Raw genomic sequence first — 20357 nt, forward strand, 5'->3', positions numbered from 1 at the left:
ATTGCAATGATTGTTGCCGTAAAATAAAATGATGACCGTCACAAATATTTTTATTCAATATTAACGGTGCAGAGGGTATGTTGTTGTTAACAGCGGCAAGGGTATTAAGTTTTGACAGCACGGAAAAGTATTTATTCCTCCTCCAATTTTTATTCAGTATTAACCTACACTTTTGCGCCATAACATGATAACGGGATGAGATTTTTTTTAATTATAGGTTTTTTTATAAGTACTTCTATTGGTGTTTTTGCCCAGGGAAACGGAAAAATTAGCGGCAAAATTATTGACGCCCAAACTAAAGAGCCGGTTGATTATGCAACCATAAGCATTTTTAAAGCAGGGGTAGCAAGCCCCTTTAATGGAACAATAACCGATAGTAAGGGTGCGTTTACATTAAAAAATATTCCCGATGGCGAATACAGCCTGCGTATTGATTTTGTAGGCTACAAGCCAAGCACTGTTGACCATATAGTTATTAATAGCAGTGCAGTAACGGTAGTAGTACCCACTATAGTGCTTGCACCTGCCAGTAACGAGTTAAATACGGTTAACGTGGTAGCTAAAACCCCAATTGTTGAAAATAAAATTGACAAACTGGTTTATAACGCCGCTAACGACCTGACTGCGCAGGGCGGTGTTGCCCTTGATGTTTTAAAGAAAGTGCCTATGGTAAATGTAGATATTGACGGCAATGTGGAGTTGCAGGGCGATGCTAATATCCGTTTTTTAATTAATGGTAAACCATCCAGCATTTTCGGGGCCAGCCTGGCGGATGCCTTACAATCAATACCCGCCAGCCAGATAAAAAGTATTGAGGTAATAACCAGCCCCGGTGCAAAATATGATGCCAGCGGCACCGGAGGCATTATTAATATTATATTAAAAGATAGCAAGGTACAAGGCTTTAATGGCAGTGTTAATGTATCAGCCGGTACCCGGTTGGATAATGGCTCGGTTAACTTAAATGTCAGAAAAGGCAACTTTGGCGTAAACGCGTTTTTTAGCGGCAATAAACAATTAAACGCAACTACAGCCAGCAATACCGACAGGCTATCATACAATAACACCCGTGATACTTTAACCCATTTATTGCAAAACGGCAACAGCGGTTTTGTACGCAGCGGCCACCAGTCGGGTATAAATTTTAACTGGAGCATAACCCCTAAGGATGAATTGACCGCAGGTATAAGTTTTAATCATTTTAATAATCATACTAACGGTTTAACCACGCAGGAGCAACAAAGAATGTTGGCTGCCGGCAATAATATATTTTCAGACATTATAAACTTGCGCAGCTCAGAAACCAAGTCGGGATCGGATGCGGTTGATATGAGTTTGGGCTATAAAAAAACGTTTAAAGCTAAGGACCAGGAATTAGACGTTCTCTTTACTACTTCATCCAGCAATAACACCAGCAATTATTCGCAGCGGCAAGATTATTTAACAGGCGGATACCCCTCATCAGGCTCCATGGCTAATAATCCGGGTAAAAATAAGGAGACAGATATCACCATTGATTACGCGCAACCCATCAGCGAAAATTTCCTGATAGAAACCGGGGCGAAGGGTGTTTTTGAAGACCTTAATACTAATGTTACTACCGATACCCTGTTGGCCAACCAAACCTACGGGCGAAATTCCAATCAAACTTACGGTTTTAACTATAGCCGTAAGGTGTTTGCTTATTATTTATCTGCAAGCTTTTCGTTATTTAAATTTATTGATGGTAAAGCCGGGTTGCGGGATGAGTACACTACGACCACGGCTGATTTTCCGGGAACACATATCCCGGCGTATAATACCATAGCGCCATCGTTTACGCTACAGCATAAGTTTGATGCAACGCAATCTATCAAGTTTAGCTTTACTTATCGTATTGAGCGGCCCGATTACGGCGACCTGAACCCTTTTTATAACATCAGCGATCCGCATAACATCAGTACAGGTAACCCTAACCTGCGCCCCGAGATTGGCCATAATTATGAAATAGGTTACAACAAATCTTTTGACGGTGGCGGCAATATTTACGCGGGTTTAACTTACAGGTATAATACCGACGATATGCAGACCTTTACCACCTTTGCCCAGGTATTAAATATTAATGGCACCAATTACTCAAACGTATTCCTCAATCAGCGGTATAATATTGGCTCGCAATTATCAGAAGGGCTTAATATGTATGGTTCATTACCAATAGGTAAATTAAGTTTACGCACCAACATACAGTTAGGCGAGCGTAGTAATACCAACCCCACCATTGGTACAGTAAAGGGCTTTGCCGCGCGTGCCAACTTAAATGCAACCTACCAGTTTGGGCATAACCTTACAGCCGAAGCTTTTGGTAATTATAACTCATCGCAAAAAAATTTACAGGGCGTTCGCCCGTCCACGTTTACTTATAATTTGGCGGTGCGCAAACAATTCCTTAATAAAAAAGCCAGCATAGGTTTAACGGCTGCCAATCCGTTTAACGAGTTTGTAAATCAGCGCTCAACCACTGTAGGTGCAAACTTTAACCAGTCGAGCCTGCGCGCGGTGCCATACCGTACGTTTGGGATAAGTATAAGCTATAAATTTGGCAAGCTGGAGTTTAAAAAGGAAAAGGAAAAAGACGATAACAATAATAACAATGGCTTGCAGGCACCACCTGAAAATTAATGCATTATCCTAATTGTCTACAACTTGCATACAGCATTTTAACAGATTGATTTTTTAAATTGATTAAAAATTAAAAAGATCATGAAAAAATTATTGTTTGCAGGTGTTGCCCTGGTTATAACCGGCAACCTAATGGCACAGGATTTAAAAAGTAAGGATGTGCCAACCAATGTAAAAAACGCGTTGATCAGTAAATATCCGCAGGCTGCCAAAGTGAGTTGGGAAAAAGAAAAAGGCAACTACGAGGCCAATTGGGGCGGTAAATCGGGCGAGGATAACTCGGTGATGTTTACGCCGGCAGGTGTATTTGTTGAAATAGTTAAGGCTATCCCTGTTAGTGCCCTGCCAAAAGCTGTTGCCCCATATGTAGCCGCGCATTTTAAAGGTGCTAAAATTAATGAGGCCGGTAAAGTTACCGATGCCGCCGGAAAAACTTTTTACGAAGCCGAAGTAAAAGGCGGCGATTTGATATTTGACGAAAAAGGAAGCTTTGTAAAAAAAGACTAAGCGCCAAAAAAAGCTATCGTAAAAAAGCACCCGCAAAAAACGGGTGCTTTTTTGGTATTCCGTCCCCGCAGATTCTGTGATAGCATTTGCAGAGAAGGTTAAATTGCGGAGATGGTTAAATTGTAAATTGTTTGTGGCGTTATAATAAGTTGTGCGTGTTAGTCGTAAATTGTATAAACAACCTAAACCCAACATGAAAAAACCAATAACAAACGTCCAACTCAAATTCAATTGCCAGGCCAATTGGGACGAAATGAGCAATACCACTGGTGGTAAAAACTGCGAATCATGTCAAAAAAAAGTGTTCGACTTTACGCAAGGCAGTCATGATGATTTTATTAAGGTACTGGAAGAGAATAATTATAATGTTTGCGGCAGGTTTACCAGCCAACAGGCATCAGTACCGGAACAAATTTTGCCTTATTGGAAAAGGTGGGCATCTGCCGCAATGGTATTGATCGGTTTTAATTTATTTAATGGTAAAGCTATGTCCCAAAATACGGGTCCTTCAACAACGGCGCAAAAAATATCAAATTCAAATGTATCGAGCGTAATGTTAGGAGAAGTTTATATAGCCCCTGAGAATAGAACAATACACGCGACACCAATTATAGGCGTGGATGTTTTCAACAACATTATCAGGAAAATTATCACTCAAAAAGAAGGGGAATTATTAGTGTCGATAGATATAGATATGCAAAGCAATATTAGAGAAGCTATCATTATCAACACTCCGGGGTTAAAAATCGATTCCCTTACCGAAAGAAAAATTTCGGAAATGTTTAAACAAGCCAAATGGAATCCTTCTACAAGAGGTGGGCGAGCTGCGGCTGACGAGTTTCTTTATACTATATCGTTAAAAACCAATTAAACCGGCTCAATCCAATTCCCATCCCCGCGGATGATCTCGATCAATTCATCCAGCGCATTTGTCGCGCTGATGTTTTTCTTTACAGCTTCCTTGCCACGGTACAGCGTAATTTTATCGGTACCCGAGCCTACGTAACCATAATCGGCATCGGCCATTTCGCCGGGACCGTTTACTATGCAGCCCATAATGCCGATTTTTAGCCCTTTTAAATGACTGGTGCGGCTGCGTATCATTTGCGTGGTTTCCATCAGGTCAAACAACGTACGGCCGCAGCTTGGACAGGATATATATTCGGTTTTTGATATCCGCGAGCGGGTTGCCTGCAAAATACCAAACGCGGTTGAGGTAATGGTCTGTGTATCAATATGCGAGGCATCAATCCATATACCATCACCAAAGCCGTCAACCAATAACGCGCCGAGGTCGGTAGCACTATATAGTTGCAGATTGGTTGTGAATTGTTGTCCATGGTCCATGGTCGATGGTCCATGGTCTGCTGCAAAAGAATAACTCCGTTTAATAATCACCGGCACATCCAGCTCCAGTTCTTCCATTTTAAAGAAAAAGGCGCGCTGGTCGGCCATGCCGTGGGCGGCATCGGTCTCTAAAACAAAAACTAATGAATGGTCAAAAGGCAGTTCACCAAATGCATCCGAATCGATATCAGCAGGTTTTATGCTGACCAGGTTTAGCGCTGATGAACGATCAATATCACCAATATATTCCTGCAAAGTAAACAGCGGATGACAAAGAGTTTTGTCTGCCAGTTTTTGCCAGGTGGCGTAATTATACAACTGCTTTAAGTTGCCGGGTAAGGTAAATGAGGGCAACTCATCCGCCAGATAAACAAAATCAACCGATTGTTCGGCCATATTATATTTATCCAGCATGGGCGAGTACAGGTAACCTACCGCGTTTAATATAGCCGGATCTTTTAAATTAGCTTTCGATATATCAGCTACCACACGCGGCACCATGTGCCCGCCTATAAAAGCGTTGGCCTCGTAAGTTTCGCGTTTTTTGTATTCGTAGGGATTATGAGCTGAAGGCTGAAAGCTGGAAGCTGAAAGTTCTTTTTCTTCTGCTTTCTGCTTTTCGCTCTCTGCTTTTCGCTTGGAATATCTCTCCACTAAAGCAATAGCCACCGGGGCCTCGGCTTCGGGTTCTTCGGTTAGGGATACACGTACGGTATCGCCCAGGCCATCTTCAAGCAACGTACCAATACCTACGGCAGATTTGATACGCCCATCCTCGCCGTCGCCGGCTTCTGTTACGCCCAGGTGAAGCGGGTAGTTCATGCCTTCGGCTACCATGGTCTCCACCAGTAAACGATAAGCCTGCACCATTACCTGCGGATTGCTTGATTTCATGGATACTACCAAATTCTGGTAATTCAACAACTCGCACATCCTGATAAACTCCATTGCCGACTCTACCATACCCTGCGGTGTATCGCCATAACGGCTCATGATACGATCAGACAGTGAGCCATGATTGGTACCAATACGCATGGCGGTGCCATACTCCTTACAAACCTTTACCAACGGCGCAAATTTTTGATAGATGCGTTCCAGTTCGCCCTTATACTCCAGGTCGGTATAGTCAAGCTGGTCAAATTTCTTTTTATCGGCATAGTTGCCGGGGTTTACGCGCACTTTCTCAACTATGCGTGCGGCAACTTCGGCAGCGTTGGGGGTAAAATGTATATCGGCTACCAGCGGTACGGTGTAACCGCGCTGGCGCAATTGTTTTTTAATTTCGGCCAGATTTTGGGCCTCTTTAATGCTTGGTGCGGTAATGCGAACATACTCGCAACCGGCATCAACCATGCGGATGGATTGCTCAACCGTACCCAGGGTATCCATGGTATCGGTAGTGGTCATGCTTTGTATACGTATGGGATTGTTACCACCCATAGGCACATCGCCAATAAAAACCTCGCGGGTTATAAAACGCGAATAGTCAAACAACGAATTACAGTAACGGCCTTGCAGTTTGGCAGCATCAACACTCATGCAGTATTATTTTTGTGCAAATTTAAGGATAATACTATTAAGACTTAGGGTTATAATGACCTTTTAAAGAGAGTACATAAACAGTATTATCATCTACTTCGTAAATAACTCTATGTTCACGGTTAATACGCCGCGACCAAGTTCCAGAAAGTTGATGTTTCAACGGTTCCGGCTGGCCAATGCCTGCAAAAGGAGTATCACTTATGGATTGTAGTAATTTCTTAATTTTTTTTATTGTTTGCAGATTACCCGACTTTTTAAAATATTCCAAATCAAGATCAGCTTGTTTGGTAAATTCTATGATCACAGATCAGCTATATTGATTGTCCTGGTTTCTCCCCTTTTCACCTGCTCTCTACTTTCTTGTATTTTTGCAACGAAATCTGGGTCGTAAGAAGTTTTTTCTTCAAAAGATATTTTAAAAGCTTTCATGAAAGCTTTTAAAGCAGACAATTGCTCTTTATTATCTGGATGAACGATAAGTGTTTCCATATATATACAAATTTAATTTATTTTCATGATAAAAAACGATTAAAAATCAATCTCATTATTAAATATCACTACTTTTAACCCAATGTACGAGACTATTAAATATCCTTACAATATCAATGCTGCTTTAACGCGCATGGTGGTGCCGCTGATATTTTTAATAATTACGGCCACTAACTTTAAAACAGCCTATATGGCCGGAATAACCGTTAGCTGGTTAATTATTGGCACTGCCGACCTTATATTCATCGCCCAAATCATATTTATTTTTATTAACCGTCTGCTGCCAGCCTTAACAAAACGCGCCGCTCTTGAGTTGAACCCGGAGGGTATTGCCGATTATATACGCAAAGTTGAAATAAGTTGGAAGGATATTGCCGCTATAAACTTTGAACAGGGCCGCAGGACAAAAATGGTTATTGACCTGAAAGAAGAAACCGATTATGGTAAAGAGATTGCTATAAACCTGAATTGGGTGCAGGGTAATGATTTAGAAATATGCCAAACCACACAGGCTTATTTTGAGGAAATGACCAAGTTGAGGTAAAATTAAACTAAAGGAGCTATTTGAGTCAGTGGCTCTTGCTGTTTAGCCTTGTCCCAGTTATTGAGAAGTTCCTGTTGGTGCAACATCGCCCATTCTATTACTAAACCCAAAACTCTTGGGGGCAGGCTGCCGCCTATTAATTCTAATTTATTGATATCAACCAATGCCTCGTGCTCGGCATAAACAGCATGAAAATGTGGCGGGTTATGATCGCGATAAAACATTCTGATAATAATGCCTAAGAAAAAACTAATTTGTGGCATAGCTTAAAGCAGAAAGTATTTCCTGGGGTGTTTTATTTAGTATTTCAGCATAGATATTTATTGCATCTATCTCTAACTCATCGCTCCAGGCTATTGAATAACCTGTTGTATATACTTTACTAAATAGCTGTTCGTCTTTTAAATCCGTAAACAATCCGTGTTGAATAAACCCCTTTAAATCAACAACCCCCGAAACACCGTCATCAAATACAACGTGCAATTTAAAGTCAGGTATTGCATTTACACTGGTTACTTTCATGTCTTAATAACTTATTATAGCTAATATATGGAATATTTATAAATCTTATTTACCTTTCAAACGTTTTATACTTAATAATGAATAACCAATACTACATTTTAGAAAACGAGATACAATCAGGCCCTTTTACGTTTGATGAGTTGGTAGAGAAGGATATTGATATACATACCAAAGTACTAACCCCTACCAACGAGTGGCAGTACGCGTCTGAACTGCCTGAGTTTTACGAATATTTTGAAAGCAAAGGGGTTTACTTCCCTACACAGGATAACCTGGCAACTGCCGGCTGGCGCATACTGGCTTTTTTTATTGATTATATACTGCTGGTAATACTTATTGAAGTGGCGGCGGTTGAAAGCGGTATGCTGGTATTGCCGACGGTAACATCGGGTAGATTTGTTATGCCGCCATCCAATACGGTTATGATGATACAAGCCGTATTTTATGTGACTTATTTGATATACAACACCCTGTTTGAGCTAACCGGCTGGCAGGGCAGCATTGGCAAAAAAATATGCGGCCTGCGGGTAGTTGATGCCAATGGTCAAAAAATTGGGTTCATCAGATCCGCGGGCCGCAATTTGGGCTCCATATTATCGTTGGTTTTACTGGTGCCTTATTTAAGTATGTTGTTTAGCGAGTACAAGCAACAATGGTATGATAATTTGGCTAACGCTTACATTATTAAAACCAATTAATATTTAGTTACATTAAAATCAGATACGCCCCCGTTTATTTTAATGTAGAATTTATTTTTTGCTGTCGCGAAGCCGGGGGTTTCATAATTGCCGTCATCCTGCTTAACAAACCCTTCAAAATTACTTGATGAAAGACCCGAGTGCTTCTTAATGCTGCAAGCCGCGTTTTTAGGAATACTTATATTTACATCAGATACCCCGGTAGAAACCTTAATAGTACTCTCGTTAAGCGGCTGACCCAGTTTTACATCAAATGATGCCGCACCGCCGTTTATATCTAATGATCGTATCTTAAATTTAGACAAATCAAAATCAAGACTGGTAGCCCCCGCGTTTATATTAATATCCCACTCGGGATTTATATTTAACTTCATGGTAGCCGAGTTTGATTTTTTATTATCCCCCCAATTAAAGTTACCGTGGCTATTGCTCATTTTAAAATTAAGCACTTTTACCGAGTCGGTCATGTTAGGGTTAAACTCATATTTGCCATAAAACTCTCTGGTATCGGCGGTAAACAATTGGTTGGTGGTATCTTTTAAAATATAATTGGTACCGCCGCCACTTATATTAAGCTTTACCCGGTGCGCATCAGCCGTATAGGCTTCAACAAAGTTACTATTGCCTTCTACCTTGGTTATTGCATGGTTACCCATATCGTTATCATCATTAACGTCAAAATGCATACCGGGCCACATATTATACCTGTTGCCAAAATTGCCAAACAACAATATGCCCAAACCACCCACAATTACAATTAATTTAATGACGGTTGCCCATACTGAGCGGTTGTGTGCAAACAACAGGTTAACACCTGCTATTACTATAAATATGGGCCACAATGAAAAAAAGTTGTGCCAGTGCAGGCTAATGACGCCGTAGTTATTAAGTAAAAATGCTGTTCCGATAAGTACCAGTACTACGCCTGGTATAATTCTATTATCTCTCATGATTATTCAGTTGGAGGGTTATCATTTATTGGTTCATCAGTTTTTGGGGCTTCCTGTTTTTTCGTTTCAGCCCAGGTAGCGTCTTTCCAGGGTTGCCTTTCCCTGCGCGAAAAAATAACCACCAGCCCTGCCGCTATCAATACCGCCGGCCACGTAATGCTGAAATCAATATCAGGTATAAAATCAAACTGGTTAAGCAAAAATATAGCGCCAATAACAATTAGTATAGTACCCGCTATAACTGTACCGTTTGACCGGCGTTTAGTAACAAACGGATCATGGGCCGGGTTATACCCCATCGGATCGGGCGGCACTTTATAATCAACCGTTGGGTCGTTAAATATGTAGTTCTTTTTAGGCAACACGATCATCAGGATAATGTATATCAAAAATCCGCCGCCTTTTAATATAAGCGAGGCCAAAAATATAACCCGCACTATGCTTACATCAATGTCAAAATAATCTGCCAAACCTGCGCAAACACCACCTATTACCTTGTGCTGCTGGTCTCTGTATAGCTTCTTTTCCATTTTAATTTTTTTTATTTTTTACAACTGCCCTTTAACGGGTTTAATAATTATTTCGTCAACATTGGCGCCTGTGCTCATAGTATAAATATTGATAATAGCGCTGGCAATATCTTCCGGCTGTACCATGCTGTCTTGATCAACATCCATACCTTTCCACGAGTTGGTAAATGTCGAGCCCGGTATAACGGCGGTAACTTTTATGCCATGCGGTTGCATTTCAAGTCTCATTACGTTAGTAAGACTAAGCAGTGCCGCTTTGCTTACACTATAACTTCCGGCTTGTGGTATCACATCCAATGCCGCTACCGAGCATATATTAAAAATATGCCCGCTGCCTTTGGCTATCATTTTTTTACCAAAAAAACGGTAAAGCTCATAGGCAGGCATTAAGTTAGTGTTTAGCATGGTTTCAAAATCGCCGTCCACTTCGTCAAGTATACTGGCATATTTATAAGTACCCAGGCTATTAATCAGCACGCTAATAAAACCCAATTCGCTTTCGGCAGCAACCGCAAATTGCAATAGTTCATTTTTTTTGCTGCCATCAGCCACCGCTGTAAACACTTTAATGTCAGCATTTATTTGCAGCAGCTCGGTTTTAAATGATGACAAGTCATTGGCGCTCCGTGAACATATAGCCAGGTTTACACCCTGTTTGGCAAATGCTATTGCAATTGCACGGCCCATGCCTTTGGTTGCCCCGGTTATTAACGCGTTATTCATAGAATAAAAGTAGCTATATTTAATAGATGTTATGCAGGTAAATCGGGGAACGGGGTTTAATAGTCGGTGAAATAATAATATAGGCAGGGGAATTTTGGTCTCAATTTGGCGGCATATTATTACAGCAATAAACAAATACTACTATATTGGGTTAATAAGTTTGTAATACAATGTCCTTTTCTTCGCTCGGGGTTCAGGTCAAAAACGTATTTTTATATCGATTTATAACAAAGCATGTTTCAAAGTTTAGGCAGATATATCCTTCTTTTAAAGTTAAGTTTTAAAAAACCCGAAAAGTTTAGTGTGTACTGGACCGAGGTAATGCGCGAAATGGTATCAGTAGGTATTGGCTCGTTGGGTATTATTTGTATCATATCTGTTTTTATTGGTGCGGTTGCAACCATACAGGTAGCATTCCAGTTATCAAGTCCGCTGGTGCCGCGCAGTATTGCCGGCGGTATCTCGCGCGACTCGACCATACTCGAATTCAGTCCAACCATATCGGCGCTGGTTTTAGCGGGACGTGTAGGCTCGAGTATAGCCTCGCAAATTGGCTCCATGCGTGTAACCGAACAGATAGACGCACTTGAAATAATGGGCGTAAATGCGCCAGGGTTTTTAATAGCGCCTAAAATTATTTCGGGCATCAGCATGATACCATTGCTTATCATTGTATCGGTAGCATTAGGCTTAACCGGGGGCTACCTGGCCTGCGTAATAACAGGCGATATTGCACCTGCCGAATTCGTACAAGGTTTGCAGGATGGTTTTAACCCGGTTATAGTTACCGTGTGCGCGGTAAAGTCAGTTGTGTTTGGGTTTATTATTACTTCGGTATGTGCCTACAATGGTTTTTATACCGAAGGCGGCGCGTTGCAGGTGGGCGAATCGGCCACACGCGGCGTTGTTTATAGTTGTATCATGATATTATTTGCTGACCTTTTAATATCAAGCATGTTGTTATGATCGAGATCAAAAACATTTATAAAACCTTTGGCGAAAACGAAGTGCTAAAAGATATCAGCGCTAAATTTTTACCGGGCAAAAACAGCCTGATCATTGGCAGTTCGGGTTCGGGTAAAACTACTTTATTAAAATGTATTGTTGGGTTGCATCCTCCCACCAAAGGCAGTGTTATATTTGACGGGCAGGATTTTACAAAAATGTCTTTCGAAGAACGTGTACCCATTCGCACAGAAATTGGGATGCTTTTCCAAAACTCGGCGCTGTTTGATTCCATGTCGGTTGAAGAAAACATCATGTTCGCGCTTAATTTGTTTACCGATAAAACCCATGCCGAAAAACTGGAACGCGCCAATTTTTGCCTGAAAAGAGTTGATTTGGAGGGTACAAATAAACTTATGCCGTCAGAATTATCAGGCGGTATGAAAAAAAGGGTAGGTATTGCCCGTGCCATATCCATGCAGCCCAAGTATCTGTTTGTTGATGAGCCTAACTCGGGCCTGGACCCAAAAACAGCCATCCTGATAGATGATTTAATAAATGAATTAACCGAAGAATATAAAATAACCACCGTAATTGTAACGCACGATATGAACTCGGTAATGGGCATTGGCGACCATGTGATATTTTTGCATAACGGCGAAAAATGGTGGGAAGGCAGCAACAAAGAAATTGCCCATACCGACAATAAAGAACTGAACGATTTTGTATTTGCCAGTAAATTTATGCAGGCAGCGAAAGCGAAGCTTTAGTTAGTTAGCAGTTATTAGTGTGCAGTTTGCAGCATACCCTTTTTATCATAATAACTATATTTGCAAAAACAAAGGCATTAGCTTAAACTGAAAACTGCCAACTCACAACTGCAAACTGACCACATGATCCAACTCCTTACCCCTACCCACTGGAAAGATTACGAACTGATTGATTGCGGCGATTTTGAGAAGTTGGAACGCTTTGGCAATGTGATTTTGATACGCCCGGAACCGCAAGCCGTGTGGAGCAAGGTTTTACCCGCGTCGGAGTGGCAACGTTTGCATCATATAAAATTTAAGGGTCGTTCGGCAACATCGGGCGAGTGGGTAAAGAAAAAACCGGCTACTCCTGACCGATGGCATATTGAATATAAAAATGACGATGCGGCTATCAAGTTTCGCCTGGCGTTAACTTCGTTTAAGCACTTGGGTATATTCCCCGAGCAGGCGGTAAACTGGGATTATATATCGCATAACATCAAAAGCTTTAAAACACCCGAGCCTAAAGTGCTTAACCTGTTTGCCTATACCGGCGGCGCATCATTAATTGCACGGGCGGCAGGTGCTGATACCACGCACGTGGACTCTATAAAACAAGTGGTTACCTGGGGTAATGAAAATCAGGAACTATCGGGCCTCAGCAATATCCGGTGGGTAGTTGAGGATGCCCTGAAGTTTGTAAAGCGCGAAGTTAAACGCGGCAAAAAGTATAATGGTATTATACTTGACCCACCTGCTTACGGCCACGGCCCCAACGGCGAGAAGTGGAAACTGGAAGATCATATTAACGAAATGATGCAGGATGTGGTACAACTGCTTGACCCCGAAGAGCATTTTTTAATACTGAACACCTACTCATTGGGCTTCTCGGCAGTAATAGTAGAGAACCTGATTAAAAGCGCGTTCCCTAAAGTGGAGAATTTGGAAATAGGCGAGCTTTATTTGCAAGCTACATCAGGTGTAAAATTACCTTTAGGGGTGTTTGGAAAGTTTTATAAAAATAAACGTTAATTAACTTTAGCAATATTATATTTACAACAACTTATTAAATATTTAATTAATACCGCATACACCCCATCATATTTTATGAAATTTAAAACCCTGATTTTTTCTAACCTATTCCTGGTTATGCTGATCATGCTGTTCTCCAATTGCGGCGGACAAAGCAGCAGCAAAAACACAACTACAAAAAGCGCAGCCTCGGTTTCAACAACTACTACGGCGGCGGTCGAAGATACCGTATCAAAAACCGGTATTGTCTATCCTCCTCTTGATAAGAAATTGTACGATTCTTTATCAAAACGATTGGCAAACGGAGATACATCCGGACGTTGGCCTGTAAAAAATGCTCCTTACCCCTTGGATGGCGCTATACTTCCATTTAAAAGGATAGTAGCTTTTTATGGCAACCTGTATTCAAAAAGAATGGGCATTTTGGGTGAATTACCTCCAAACGAGATGCTGGCCAAATTAAAAGGCGAAGTAAAGAACTGGGAACGCGCCGACCCTAAAACCCCGGTACAACCCGCATTGCATTATATTGCGGTAGTTGCGCAGGGCGATGGCGGCAAGGACGGAAAATACCGTTACCGTATGCCTTTTAAACAGATAGATAGCGTGCTGGCATTAGCCAAAAAAGCCCACGCCATTGTATTTTTAGATGTGCAGGTAGCTTTAAGTAACATACAGTCTGAATTGCCTTTGTTGGAAAAATACCTGGCTATGCCACAAGTACATTTTGGTATGGACCCTGAATTTTCAATGAAGGATGGCTCAAAACCGGGCAAAAAAATTGGCACTTATGATGCGACCGATATAAACTTTGCCTCAAATTACCTGGCCGGTATTGTAAGGAAATACAACCTGCCTCCAAAAATTTTAATTGTTCACCGTTTCACCAAAAAAATGGTAACCAACTATAAAAATATTAAACTGCATAAAGAGGTACAAGTAGTAATGAATATGGACGGATGGGGCGAGCCTGATTTAAAACTGGGTACTTACCGCGGCTTTATTAACCCCGAACCGGTACAGTTTACCGGATTTAAGTTGTTTTATAAAAACGATTTAAAGAAAGCGCCTCACCACATGCTTACCCCTGCCGAGGTTTTAAAATACAAACCCGCCCCTATTTATATTCAGTACCAGTAAGCAGAAAGCAGAAAGCAGAAAGCAGAAAGCAGAAAGCAGAAAGCAGAAAGCAGAAAGGGCTTTGATGAATATCAAAGCCCTTTCTGCTTTTAAGTGCTAATCAAATAAATTTTTTAGGCATTGTTAACTACCGAAGTATCTACTTTGGTAATTTTCCATCCCGAAGCGGTATCTTTAATAGTTACCACGTTAATACGGGTATAGGTATCATATTTCATTTCAACTTTCATTATGGTATACCAGTCGGTATCCTCTATGGTCGAAGAGCTGCATTTACATGCCTGCTCAATATTCTCACTAGCCTTATAAAAGTCAAGCGCCTGTGTTTTATTAACTGTAATAGTTCGCTCGCCCCGTTTCATATTAAATTCAAGGTCGTTGTCAAGCACGTTTTCAAGCCCGGCAATTTTGCCATGAGCGGCTGCATTTATAAACACATCCAACACTTCTAATTTAGTTGGTTTATCGACACTTTTATTTGTTGCTCCCGCTATGTTACAAACAGCAAGCAATGCTAAGCCCAGCATAATTGATTTTAAAATTTTCATAATATTGTATTTAAGGTTATTTATTTTTTTTATACCGATAAGACATGGATTGTAATGCTTACGTTACAATTAATTTTACATTTAATTAAAATTTAACATTTGGCGTTATTTTTTAACATTTTATAATTATGGTACAGTTTAACGCTATGATTTTGCAATTTGGTGAGCAAGGCGAAAAAACCGGTTGGCGGTATATTGAAGTACCTGCCGACATTGCGCAGCAGCTAAAACCAGGCAATAAAAAGTCATTCCGTGTAAAAGGGATGTTAGATAATTATGCAATATCCGGGTGCGCATTATTACCTATGGGCGAAGGCAAGTTTATCATCCCTTTAAAAACCGAAATACGTAAAAGCATTCATAAAGAGGCAGGTGCAATGCTTGCCGTAAAACTGGAAGAACATAAAGATTTTAAAGTAGAAATGCCGGCCGACCTGCAGGATTGTTTTGATTTTGACCCGGAAGCTTTGGTGCAATTTAATAGCCTACCTATGTCGCACCGAAACTATTTTATAAAATGGATAACCGATGCCAAAACCAGCGAAACCCGGGCAAAGCGCATTATCAATACCGTGAATGCCATGCTGCGTAAATGGTCATATAACGTAATGATACGGGAAATGAAGAAGGAATAATTTTACAACTTGCGTTTTTTAGGACTTTGCCTGTTATCAAAAACTGACATAATTTCGACCTCTTTTTTTGATACCCGAAAAAACAATGAGGTTTGCGGAGAAATAACGCAACGACGAATATTTCTGGTTTTTATAAATATTTGAAAGTGTTCGGGCGCATCTTGTATACGTTTAGCGGTGCTATCTATTTGTTCTCTAACTCTTAATGCTATTTCTACACCCCACTCGTTTAACAAATAATCAAATAGTTGCCTGTTTTCTTCTAAGGCCCTTTCAGACCATCGCAGATTTTTATCGGCCATTTGTTTTACGGAACTCGGCTATTTTTTTATCTATTTCACCCATTACGTATTCATGAGAATGCGTCCGCCCCGCCTCCAAATCAGCCAATCCGGCTTTTATTCCTTCAATTGCAGCTTCAGGCAAATCTCCCCAATCATCATCTTCTTCCTCTACATGATACTTCAGTCCCATTTTGCCTAACACTTCTTGCAGGGCCGACAGGTCTTCTTCTTTATCAATTTCTACAGTGATTGTTGTCATATATCAAATTTACTAAATATTATATTAAATAATAGTCATCGTTTTATGTGTAAATCTTCCAAAGTGTGCATAAAATCTACACATCTGGACACCCGCATATCTACACATTACCTTATCTTTATCTATCCAAATTTTTTAGTTACTAATGAGTGAAGATCTGACCCCGAACGAGCATACTACCACCAATAACGACGATAAAAAACATAATGTTACCTCGCTCGACGGGTTATACGAAAACTGGTTCCTGGATTACGCCTCGTATGTAATTCTTGACCGTGCCGTTCCGCATATAAATGACGGGTTAAAACCTGTACAGCGCCGCATACTGCACTCGCTTAAAGAAATGGACGACGGGCGCTTTAACAAAGCCGCCAACGTTATTGGTAATACCATGAAGTATCACCCGCATGGCGATGCTTCTATTGGTGATGCCATGGTGCAGATAGGGCAAAAGGACCTGCTGATTGACTGTCAGGGCAACTGGGGCGACCCGGTAACCGGCGACTCGGCTGCCGCACCGCGTTATATTGAGGCCCGCTTATCAAAATTTGCATTAGAAGTTGTTTTTAACCCGGATACAACCGTATGGCAGGCCAGCTATGACGGACGTAATAAAGAACCTATTACGCTCCCGGTTAAGTTCCCGTTGCTGTTGGCGCAAGGTGCCGAGGGTATTGCCGTAGGTTTGGCTACCAAAATATTACCGCATAATTTTATTGAATTATTAGACGCTTCTATTGCGGTATTACGAGGCGAAACGCCTAATTTGTTGCCTGATTTCCCTACAGGCGGCATGGCCGATGCATCGGCATATAATGACGGGCAGCGTGGTGGCCGTGTACGTGTGCGCGCTAAAATAGTGGAACGCGATAAAAAAACGCTGGCCATTACCGAGATACCTTTTACCACCACCACCGGCAGTTTAATTGATAGTGTAATATCTGCTAACGATAAGGGTAAGATCAAGATCAAAAAAATCGAGGATAACACCGCGCAAAACGTGGAGATCATGATACACCTGGCACCGGGTATATCGCCTGATGTAACCATTGACGCATTGTACGCTTTTACCGATTGCGAGGTATCTATATCGCCCAATACCTGCGTAATACAAAATGACAAACCGCGGTTTATGAGTGTGAATGATATGCTTACCGAAAGCACTCATTTTACCCGCGAATTATTAAAACAGGAGTTGGAGATAAAGCTGAAGGACCTGATGGAGAAAATATTCTTCAGCTCGCTGCTTAAAATTTTTATACAGGAAGGGATGTACAAGCACCCTGATTATGAAACATCCACCAGTTTTGAGGAGGTTTTAGTGGTACTGAACAGGTTGTTCGAGCCGTTCTTTCCGCAATTTTATCGCCCTATAATAGCCGATGACTATAAAAAGCTGATAGATAAACCTATGAGCAGTATTACCCGTTTTGATGTAAAGAAAACGGATGAGCAGATCAAAAACCTGGAGAACGAGATAAAAACGGTAAAAAATCACCTTAAGCACCTTACCCAGTACACTATTGACTGGTTTGAGAAACTAAAGGAAAAATACGGTAAGGACCGTGGACGTAAAACCGAGTTGCGCGTGTTTGATAAAGTAGAAGCATCGCAGGTGGCATTGGCCAATGTAAAACTTTATGTAAACAAAGTAGATGGCTTTATAGGCACAGGATTAAAAAAGGATGAGTTTGTGGGTGATTGCTCGGATATTGATGAGATCATTGTGTTCCGCGCGGATGGGCGCTGTATGATTACTAAAGTACAGGACAAGGTTTTTGTAGGCAAGGATATTTTGCACGTGGCCGTGTTTAAAAAAGGCGATGAGCGCACCGTTTACAATATGATATACAAAGACGGGCAAAGTGGTGTAAGTTATATTAAACGGTTCTCGGTAGTAGGCGTTACCCGCGATAAGGAGTACGACCTAACCAAAGGCACTAAAGGCACTACGGTATTGTACTTTAGCGCCAACCCGAATGGCGAGGCCGAGGTGGTAAACATTCAGCTAAAACCACACGCAAAATTGAAGAAGCTGCAGTTTGATGAAGATTTTGCGCAGGTGGCTATTAAGGGTCGTAACTCCATGGGGAATATAGTTACCAAATACCCCGTTAAAAAAATAGTGCTGAAAAGCAAAGGCATATCAACCCTGGCCGGACGTAAAATTTGGTATGACGATATTTTAAAACGCTTAAATGCCGATAGCCGCGGTAAATATTTAGGCGAGTTTGATGGCGACGACCGCATATTGACCGTATTTAGCAACGGTACTTATGAATTAACCAGCTTTGACCTCAGTAACCACTTTGATGATAAAATGATCATCATTGAAAAATATAACCCCGATAAAATTTACTCGGTGGTACATTACGATGGTAAGTCAAAAAATTACCTGGTTAAACGATTCGCTTTTGAAAACACGGTTATAGGCAGGCAAACCAGCGTTATCAGCGATGAAGCCGGTTCAAAAATGGTATTGATATCAGGTGCTGCACAACCTGTTGTTAAGGTTGATCAGCTAAAAGGAGCTACTAAAACGCCCGAAACCGTTGAGCTTAATCTGGCTGATCTGATTGATGTAAAAGGCATGAAAGCTATGGGTAACCGTCTATCTGCCAATATGGTACAAGCAGTAACATTGATTGCCGGGCATTACGAGGAATCAGATGTGCCAGATGCTGAACCGGAATCGGTAGCTGATACAGAGATCATCATTACCCCTGAAGATAAAATGGTGGCAGATGTTGCTCCTGAAGTTGTAGAAGAGATTGTTGCACCTGCACCAAAACCCACAGCAGAAAAACCTATAGTAAAGCCCGAAGTATTAATTGAACCATCTGGTGCTATAACGGAAGATCCTGCCAAACCTGCAGAAGAGGTACAGCATAAAAAAGTAGATTTCGAGATCACCAACCCGGATGATATTGAGATAGATGATAAAGGGCAGTTGGGGTTGTTTTAAGTAAACAATTGTCATTCTGAGCGTAGCGAAGAATCTATACACATACAAATCCAACTCGTGTATAGATTTCTCTCTACGTTCGAAATGACAGTAAAAAAAGAGTTTGCTACAAGCTTATATAATAAGCCGCTTCAAATACGTGCCCTATATGCAGGGTTTGGATACCTTCCTTTTGACTGATATCAACCTGTTTACCGGCAGTATCAGCAACACCTGCCCAGGGTTCAATACAAACAAAATCGGCACCCGGTTTTGCCCAAATACCTAAATAATTAAAGTGCGGAAACTCTACCGAAAGTGATTGGTCATGTTTAGTGCTTTTAATGGTCACCATCCTTGAGCGCATATTTTTAAATATCAGCGCATCGTTATTAAACATATCGCGGGTTAAATGTAGCTTGTTACCATCTAATGCTACCGGCGCCGTTTTTCCGCTAAGTGTACCTTCGGCAGATAGCAGGTGTGTTTCCAGCTTTTCCTTAACATCAAACTCCAGGTAATAGTCTTCATAGCTTTCGCCTTTGTTAAAAGGCACGTTAAATGCGGGATGCCCGCCTACCGAGAAATAAATATCTTTTTTATCCAGGTTTATCACTTTGTAGGTAATACGCAAGGCAGTATCTATCAGGTCATAATGTATCTGGAAATCAAATTTATAAGGGTAAACAGCCAGCGTTTTTTCGCAATAAGGCAGAGAATATTTAGCTGATTGGGAATCAGAACTAATTAACAATAATTCCGACTGGCGGTTAAAACCGTGCCTGGCCATAGGGTAGGACCTGCCATTTACCATCAACTCATTATTAACGAGGGCACCAATTATAGGGAACAAGTTAGGCGCGTGCCATTGCCATTGCGGATTGGCCTGCCACAAATGTTCAGTTCCGGTTTCTTTATTAATAAATGAAATAAGCTCGCCGCCCTGGTTGCGTATAGCAATTTTATAAAGGTCGTTCTCAATAATAGTCATTGGTATGAGGTTTTTGCTAAGGTATTTGTTTTACAACAACCAATAGCTATTTCTTGTTTATTTTATCTGTAAAAACCCGATATAACTGTCTTTGCGTTCGGAAAAAGTGTACGGAATTATTGCTTATAGGTTTTTACAGATGCGTGTATCACCGAATCCTTTTGTGCGTTGGTAAGCTTTTTAAATTTAAACAGTGCATTTTCAAAATCGCCATAAGCAGGGTTGGGAAGTACAATGTAGCGGTTGCCAAATTGCTTTTTTAATCGCTCAGTAGTTGTGGTACGATTTCCTTCGGCTGGTTTGTTATCGTATAATGCGCT

23 protein-coding genes and 1 pseudogene are annotated in these 20357 nt (G+C 41.1%); 11 read left to right on the top strand and 13 right to left on the bottom strand.

Annotated features, from left to right (window positions below):
- Positions 1-195 precede the first annotated feature (195 nt).
- From ABI367_RS15965 to ABI367_RS15975, 3 genes are all read left to right on the top strand, one after another.
- The gene (locus tag ABI367_RS15965) at positions 196-2658 is read left to right on the top strand and encodes a TonB-dependent receptor (RefSeq protein ID WP_462232067.1); all 2463 of its coding nucleotides are present in this window, start codon (positions 196-198) and stop codon (positions 2656-2658) included.
- 81 nt (positions 2659-2739) lie between these two features.
- Positions 2740-3165, top strand: a complete 426-nt coding sequence (locus ABI367_RS15970; RefSeq protein WP_462232069.1) for a PepSY-like domain-containing protein — start codon at positions 2740-2742, stop codon at positions 3163-3165.
- Between the two features lie 193 nt (positions 3166-3358).
- Complete coding sequence (locus tag ABI367_RS15975; RefSeq protein ID WP_462232071.1) at positions 3359-4036, top strand: hypothetical protein; 678 nt, start codon at positions 3359-3361, stop codon at positions 4034-4036.
- On the opposite strand, the gene ispG is transcribed toward ABI367_RS15975, so the two are convergent.
- From ispG to ABI367_RS15990, 3 genes are read right to left on the bottom strand one after another with little or no spacing between them, the layout of a single operon-like run.
- Positions 4033-6051, bottom strand: a complete 2019-nt coding sequence (gene ispG, locus ABI367_RS15980; RefSeq protein WP_462232073.1) for a (E)-4-hydroxy-3-methylbut-2-enyl-diphosphate synthase — start codon at positions 6049-6051, stop codon at positions 4033-4035. The two genes, ABI367_RS15975 and ispG, sit on opposite strands and share 4 nt — an antisense overlap.
- Before the next feature lie 37 nt (positions 6052-6088).
- Positions 6089-6358: a Txe/YoeB family addiction module toxin gene (locus ABI367_RS15985; protein ID WP_462232074.1), complete on the bottom strand. Its 270-nt coding sequence runs from the start codon at positions 6356-6358 to the stop codon at positions 6089-6091.
- Complete coding sequence (locus ABI367_RS15990) at positions 6355-6543, bottom strand: DUF2683 family protein (protein ID WP_462232076.1); 189 nt, start codon at positions 6541-6543, stop codon at positions 6355-6357. Before ABI367_RS15990 ends, ABI367_RS15985 begins: the two co-directional genes overlap by 4 nt.
- An 82-nt stretch (positions 6544-6625) precedes the next feature.
- Between ABI367_RS15990 and ABI367_RS15995 the strand changes: the two genes are divergently transcribed.
- Positions 6626-7087 carry a hypothetical protein gene (locus ABI367_RS15995; RefSeq protein WP_462232078.1) on the top strand — a complete coding sequence of 154 codons (462 nt, stop codon included), beginning with the start codon at positions 6626-6628 and terminating at the stop codon, positions 7085-7087.
- Positions 7088-7089: 2 nt separating this feature from the next.
- Here the strand turns inward: ABI367_RS15995 and ABI367_RS16000 are convergent, their stop codons facing one another.
- Both ABI367_RS16000 and ABI367_RS16005 read right to left on the bottom strand, forming a co-directional pair.
- A complete protein-coding gene (locus ABI367_RS16000; protein ID WP_462232080.1) occupies positions 7090-7350 on the bottom strand; it encodes a DUF4160 domain-containing protein in 261 nt (86 codons plus the stop codon).
- Positions 7337-7609, bottom strand: coding sequence for a DUF2442 domain-containing protein (locus ABI367_RS16005; RefSeq protein WP_462232082.1), 273 nt, complete (start codon positions 7607-7609; stop codon positions 7337-7339). Before ABI367_RS16005 ends, ABI367_RS16000 begins: the two co-directional genes overlap by 14 nt.
- A 77-nt stretch (positions 7610-7686) precedes the next feature.
- Here ABI367_RS16005 and ABI367_RS16010 point away from each other — a divergent pair, with 77 nt between their 5' ends.
- Positions 7687-8307: an RDD family protein gene (locus ABI367_RS16010; protein WP_462232084.1), complete on the top strand. Its 621-nt coding sequence runs from the start codon at positions 7687-7689 to the stop codon at positions 8305-8307.
- Here ABI367_RS16010 and ABI367_RS16015 read toward each other — a convergent pair.
- From ABI367_RS16015 to ABI367_RS16025, 3 genes are read right to left on the bottom strand one after another with little or no spacing between them, the layout of a single operon-like run.
- On the bottom strand, positions 8304-9257 hold the full coding sequence (locus tag ABI367_RS16015; protein WP_462232086.1) for a LiaI-LiaF-like domain-containing protein: 954 nt from the start codon (positions 9255-9257) through the stop codon (positions 8304-8306). The two genes, ABI367_RS16010 and ABI367_RS16015, sit on opposite strands and share 4 nt — an antisense overlap.
- Positions 9258-9259: 2 nt before the next feature.
- The gene (locus ABI367_RS16020) at positions 9260-9787 is read right to left on the bottom strand and encodes a PspC domain-containing protein (RefSeq protein WP_462232087.1); all 528 of its coding nucleotides are present in this window, start codon (positions 9785-9787) and stop codon (positions 9260-9262) included.
- An 18-nt stretch (positions 9788-9805) separates the two neighbouring features.
- Positions 9806-10510 (bottom strand): SDR family oxidoreductase, encoded by a 705-nt coding sequence (locus tag ABI367_RS16025; RefSeq protein ID WP_462232089.1) that lies wholly within the window; start codon positions 10508-10510, stop codon positions 9806-9808.
- 234 nt (positions 10511-10744) lie between these two features.
- Between ABI367_RS16025 and ABI367_RS16030 the strand changes: the two genes are divergently transcribed.
- The 4 genes from ABI367_RS16030 (at position 10745) to ABI367_RS16045 (ending at position 14376) form a co-directional block, all read left to right on the top strand.
- Positions 10745-11476 (top strand): MlaE family ABC transporter permease, encoded by a 732-nt coding sequence (locus tag ABI367_RS16030; RefSeq protein ID WP_462232091.1) that lies wholly within the window; start codon positions 10745-10747, stop codon positions 11474-11476.
- Complete coding sequence (locus ABI367_RS16035) at positions 11473-12225, top strand: ABC transporter ATP-binding protein (RefSeq protein ID WP_462232092.1); 753 nt, start codon at positions 11473-11475, stop codon at positions 12223-12225. The genes ABI367_RS16030 and ABI367_RS16035 overlap by 4 nt, the downstream gene beginning before the upstream one ends.
- Before the next feature lie 123 nt (positions 12226-12348).
- Positions 12349-13236, top strand: coding sequence for a class I SAM-dependent methyltransferase (locus ABI367_RS16040; RefSeq protein ID WP_462232094.1), 888 nt, complete (start codon positions 12349-12351; stop codon positions 13234-13236).
- A gap of 75 nt (positions 13237-13311) precedes the next feature.
- A complete protein-coding gene (locus tag ABI367_RS16045; RefSeq protein WP_462232095.1) occupies positions 13312-14376 on the top strand; it encodes a hypothetical protein in 1065 nt (354 codons plus the stop codon).
- Positions 14377-14489: 113 nt separating this feature from the next.
- On the opposite strand, the gene ABI367_RS16050 is transcribed toward ABI367_RS16045, so the two are convergent.
- Entirely contained in the window at positions 14490-14924 is a 435-nt protein-coding gene (locus ABI367_RS16050) for a hypothetical protein (RefSeq protein ID WP_462232097.1), read from the bottom strand.
- A 128-nt stretch (positions 14925-15052) separates the two neighbouring features.
- Here ABI367_RS16050 and ABI367_RS16055 point away from each other — a divergent pair, with 128 nt between their 5' ends.
- The gene (locus ABI367_RS16055; protein ID WP_462232099.1) at positions 15053-15559 is read left to right on the top strand and encodes a YdeI/OmpD-associated family protein; all 507 of its coding nucleotides are present in this window, start codon (positions 15053-15055) and stop codon (positions 15557-15559) included.
- A 2-nt stretch (positions 15560-15561) separates the two neighbouring features.
- Here ABI367_RS16055 and ABI367_RS16060 read toward each other — a convergent pair whose 3' ends face one another.
- Positions 15562-15861, bottom strand: coding sequence for a type II toxin-antitoxin system RelE/ParE family toxin (locus tag ABI367_RS16060; RefSeq protein WP_462232101.1), 300 nt, complete (start codon positions 15859-15861; stop codon positions 15562-15564).
- Complete coding sequence (locus ABI367_RS16065; RefSeq protein WP_462232103.1) at positions 15851-16102, bottom strand: hypothetical protein; 252 nt, start codon at positions 16100-16102, stop codon at positions 15851-15853. The genes ABI367_RS16060 and ABI367_RS16065 overlap by 11 nt, the downstream gene beginning before the upstream one ends.
- A gap of 145 nt (positions 16103-16247) precedes the next feature.
- On the opposite strand from ABI367_RS16065, the gene ABI367_RS16070 reads away from it, so the two are divergent.
- Positions 16248-19067 carry a DNA gyrase/topoisomerase IV subunit A gene (locus tag ABI367_RS16070; RefSeq protein ID WP_462232105.1) on the top strand — a complete coding sequence of 940 codons (2820 nt, stop codon included), beginning with the start codon at positions 16248-16250 and terminating at the stop codon, positions 19065-19067.
- Between the two features lie 106 nt (positions 19068-19173).
- Here ABI367_RS16070 and ABI367_RS16075 read toward each other — a convergent pair whose 3' ends face one another.
- Together ABI367_RS16075 and ABI367_RS16080 are read right to left on the bottom strand one after the other, a co-directional pair.
- A complete protein-coding gene (locus ABI367_RS16075) occupies positions 19174-20037 on the bottom strand; it encodes an aldose 1-epimerase family protein (protein ID WP_462232107.1) in 864 nt (287 codons plus the stop codon).
- Between the two features lie 116 nt (positions 20038-20153).
- A pseudogene (locus ABI367_RS16080) lies at positions 20154-20357 on the bottom strand (hypothetical protein); the annotation flags it as partial.

This window comes from Mucilaginibacter sp. (genome assembly GCF_039935595.1).
GTDB lineage: Bacteria > Bacteroidota > Bacteroidia > Sphingobacteriales > Sphingobacteriaceae > Mucilaginibacter.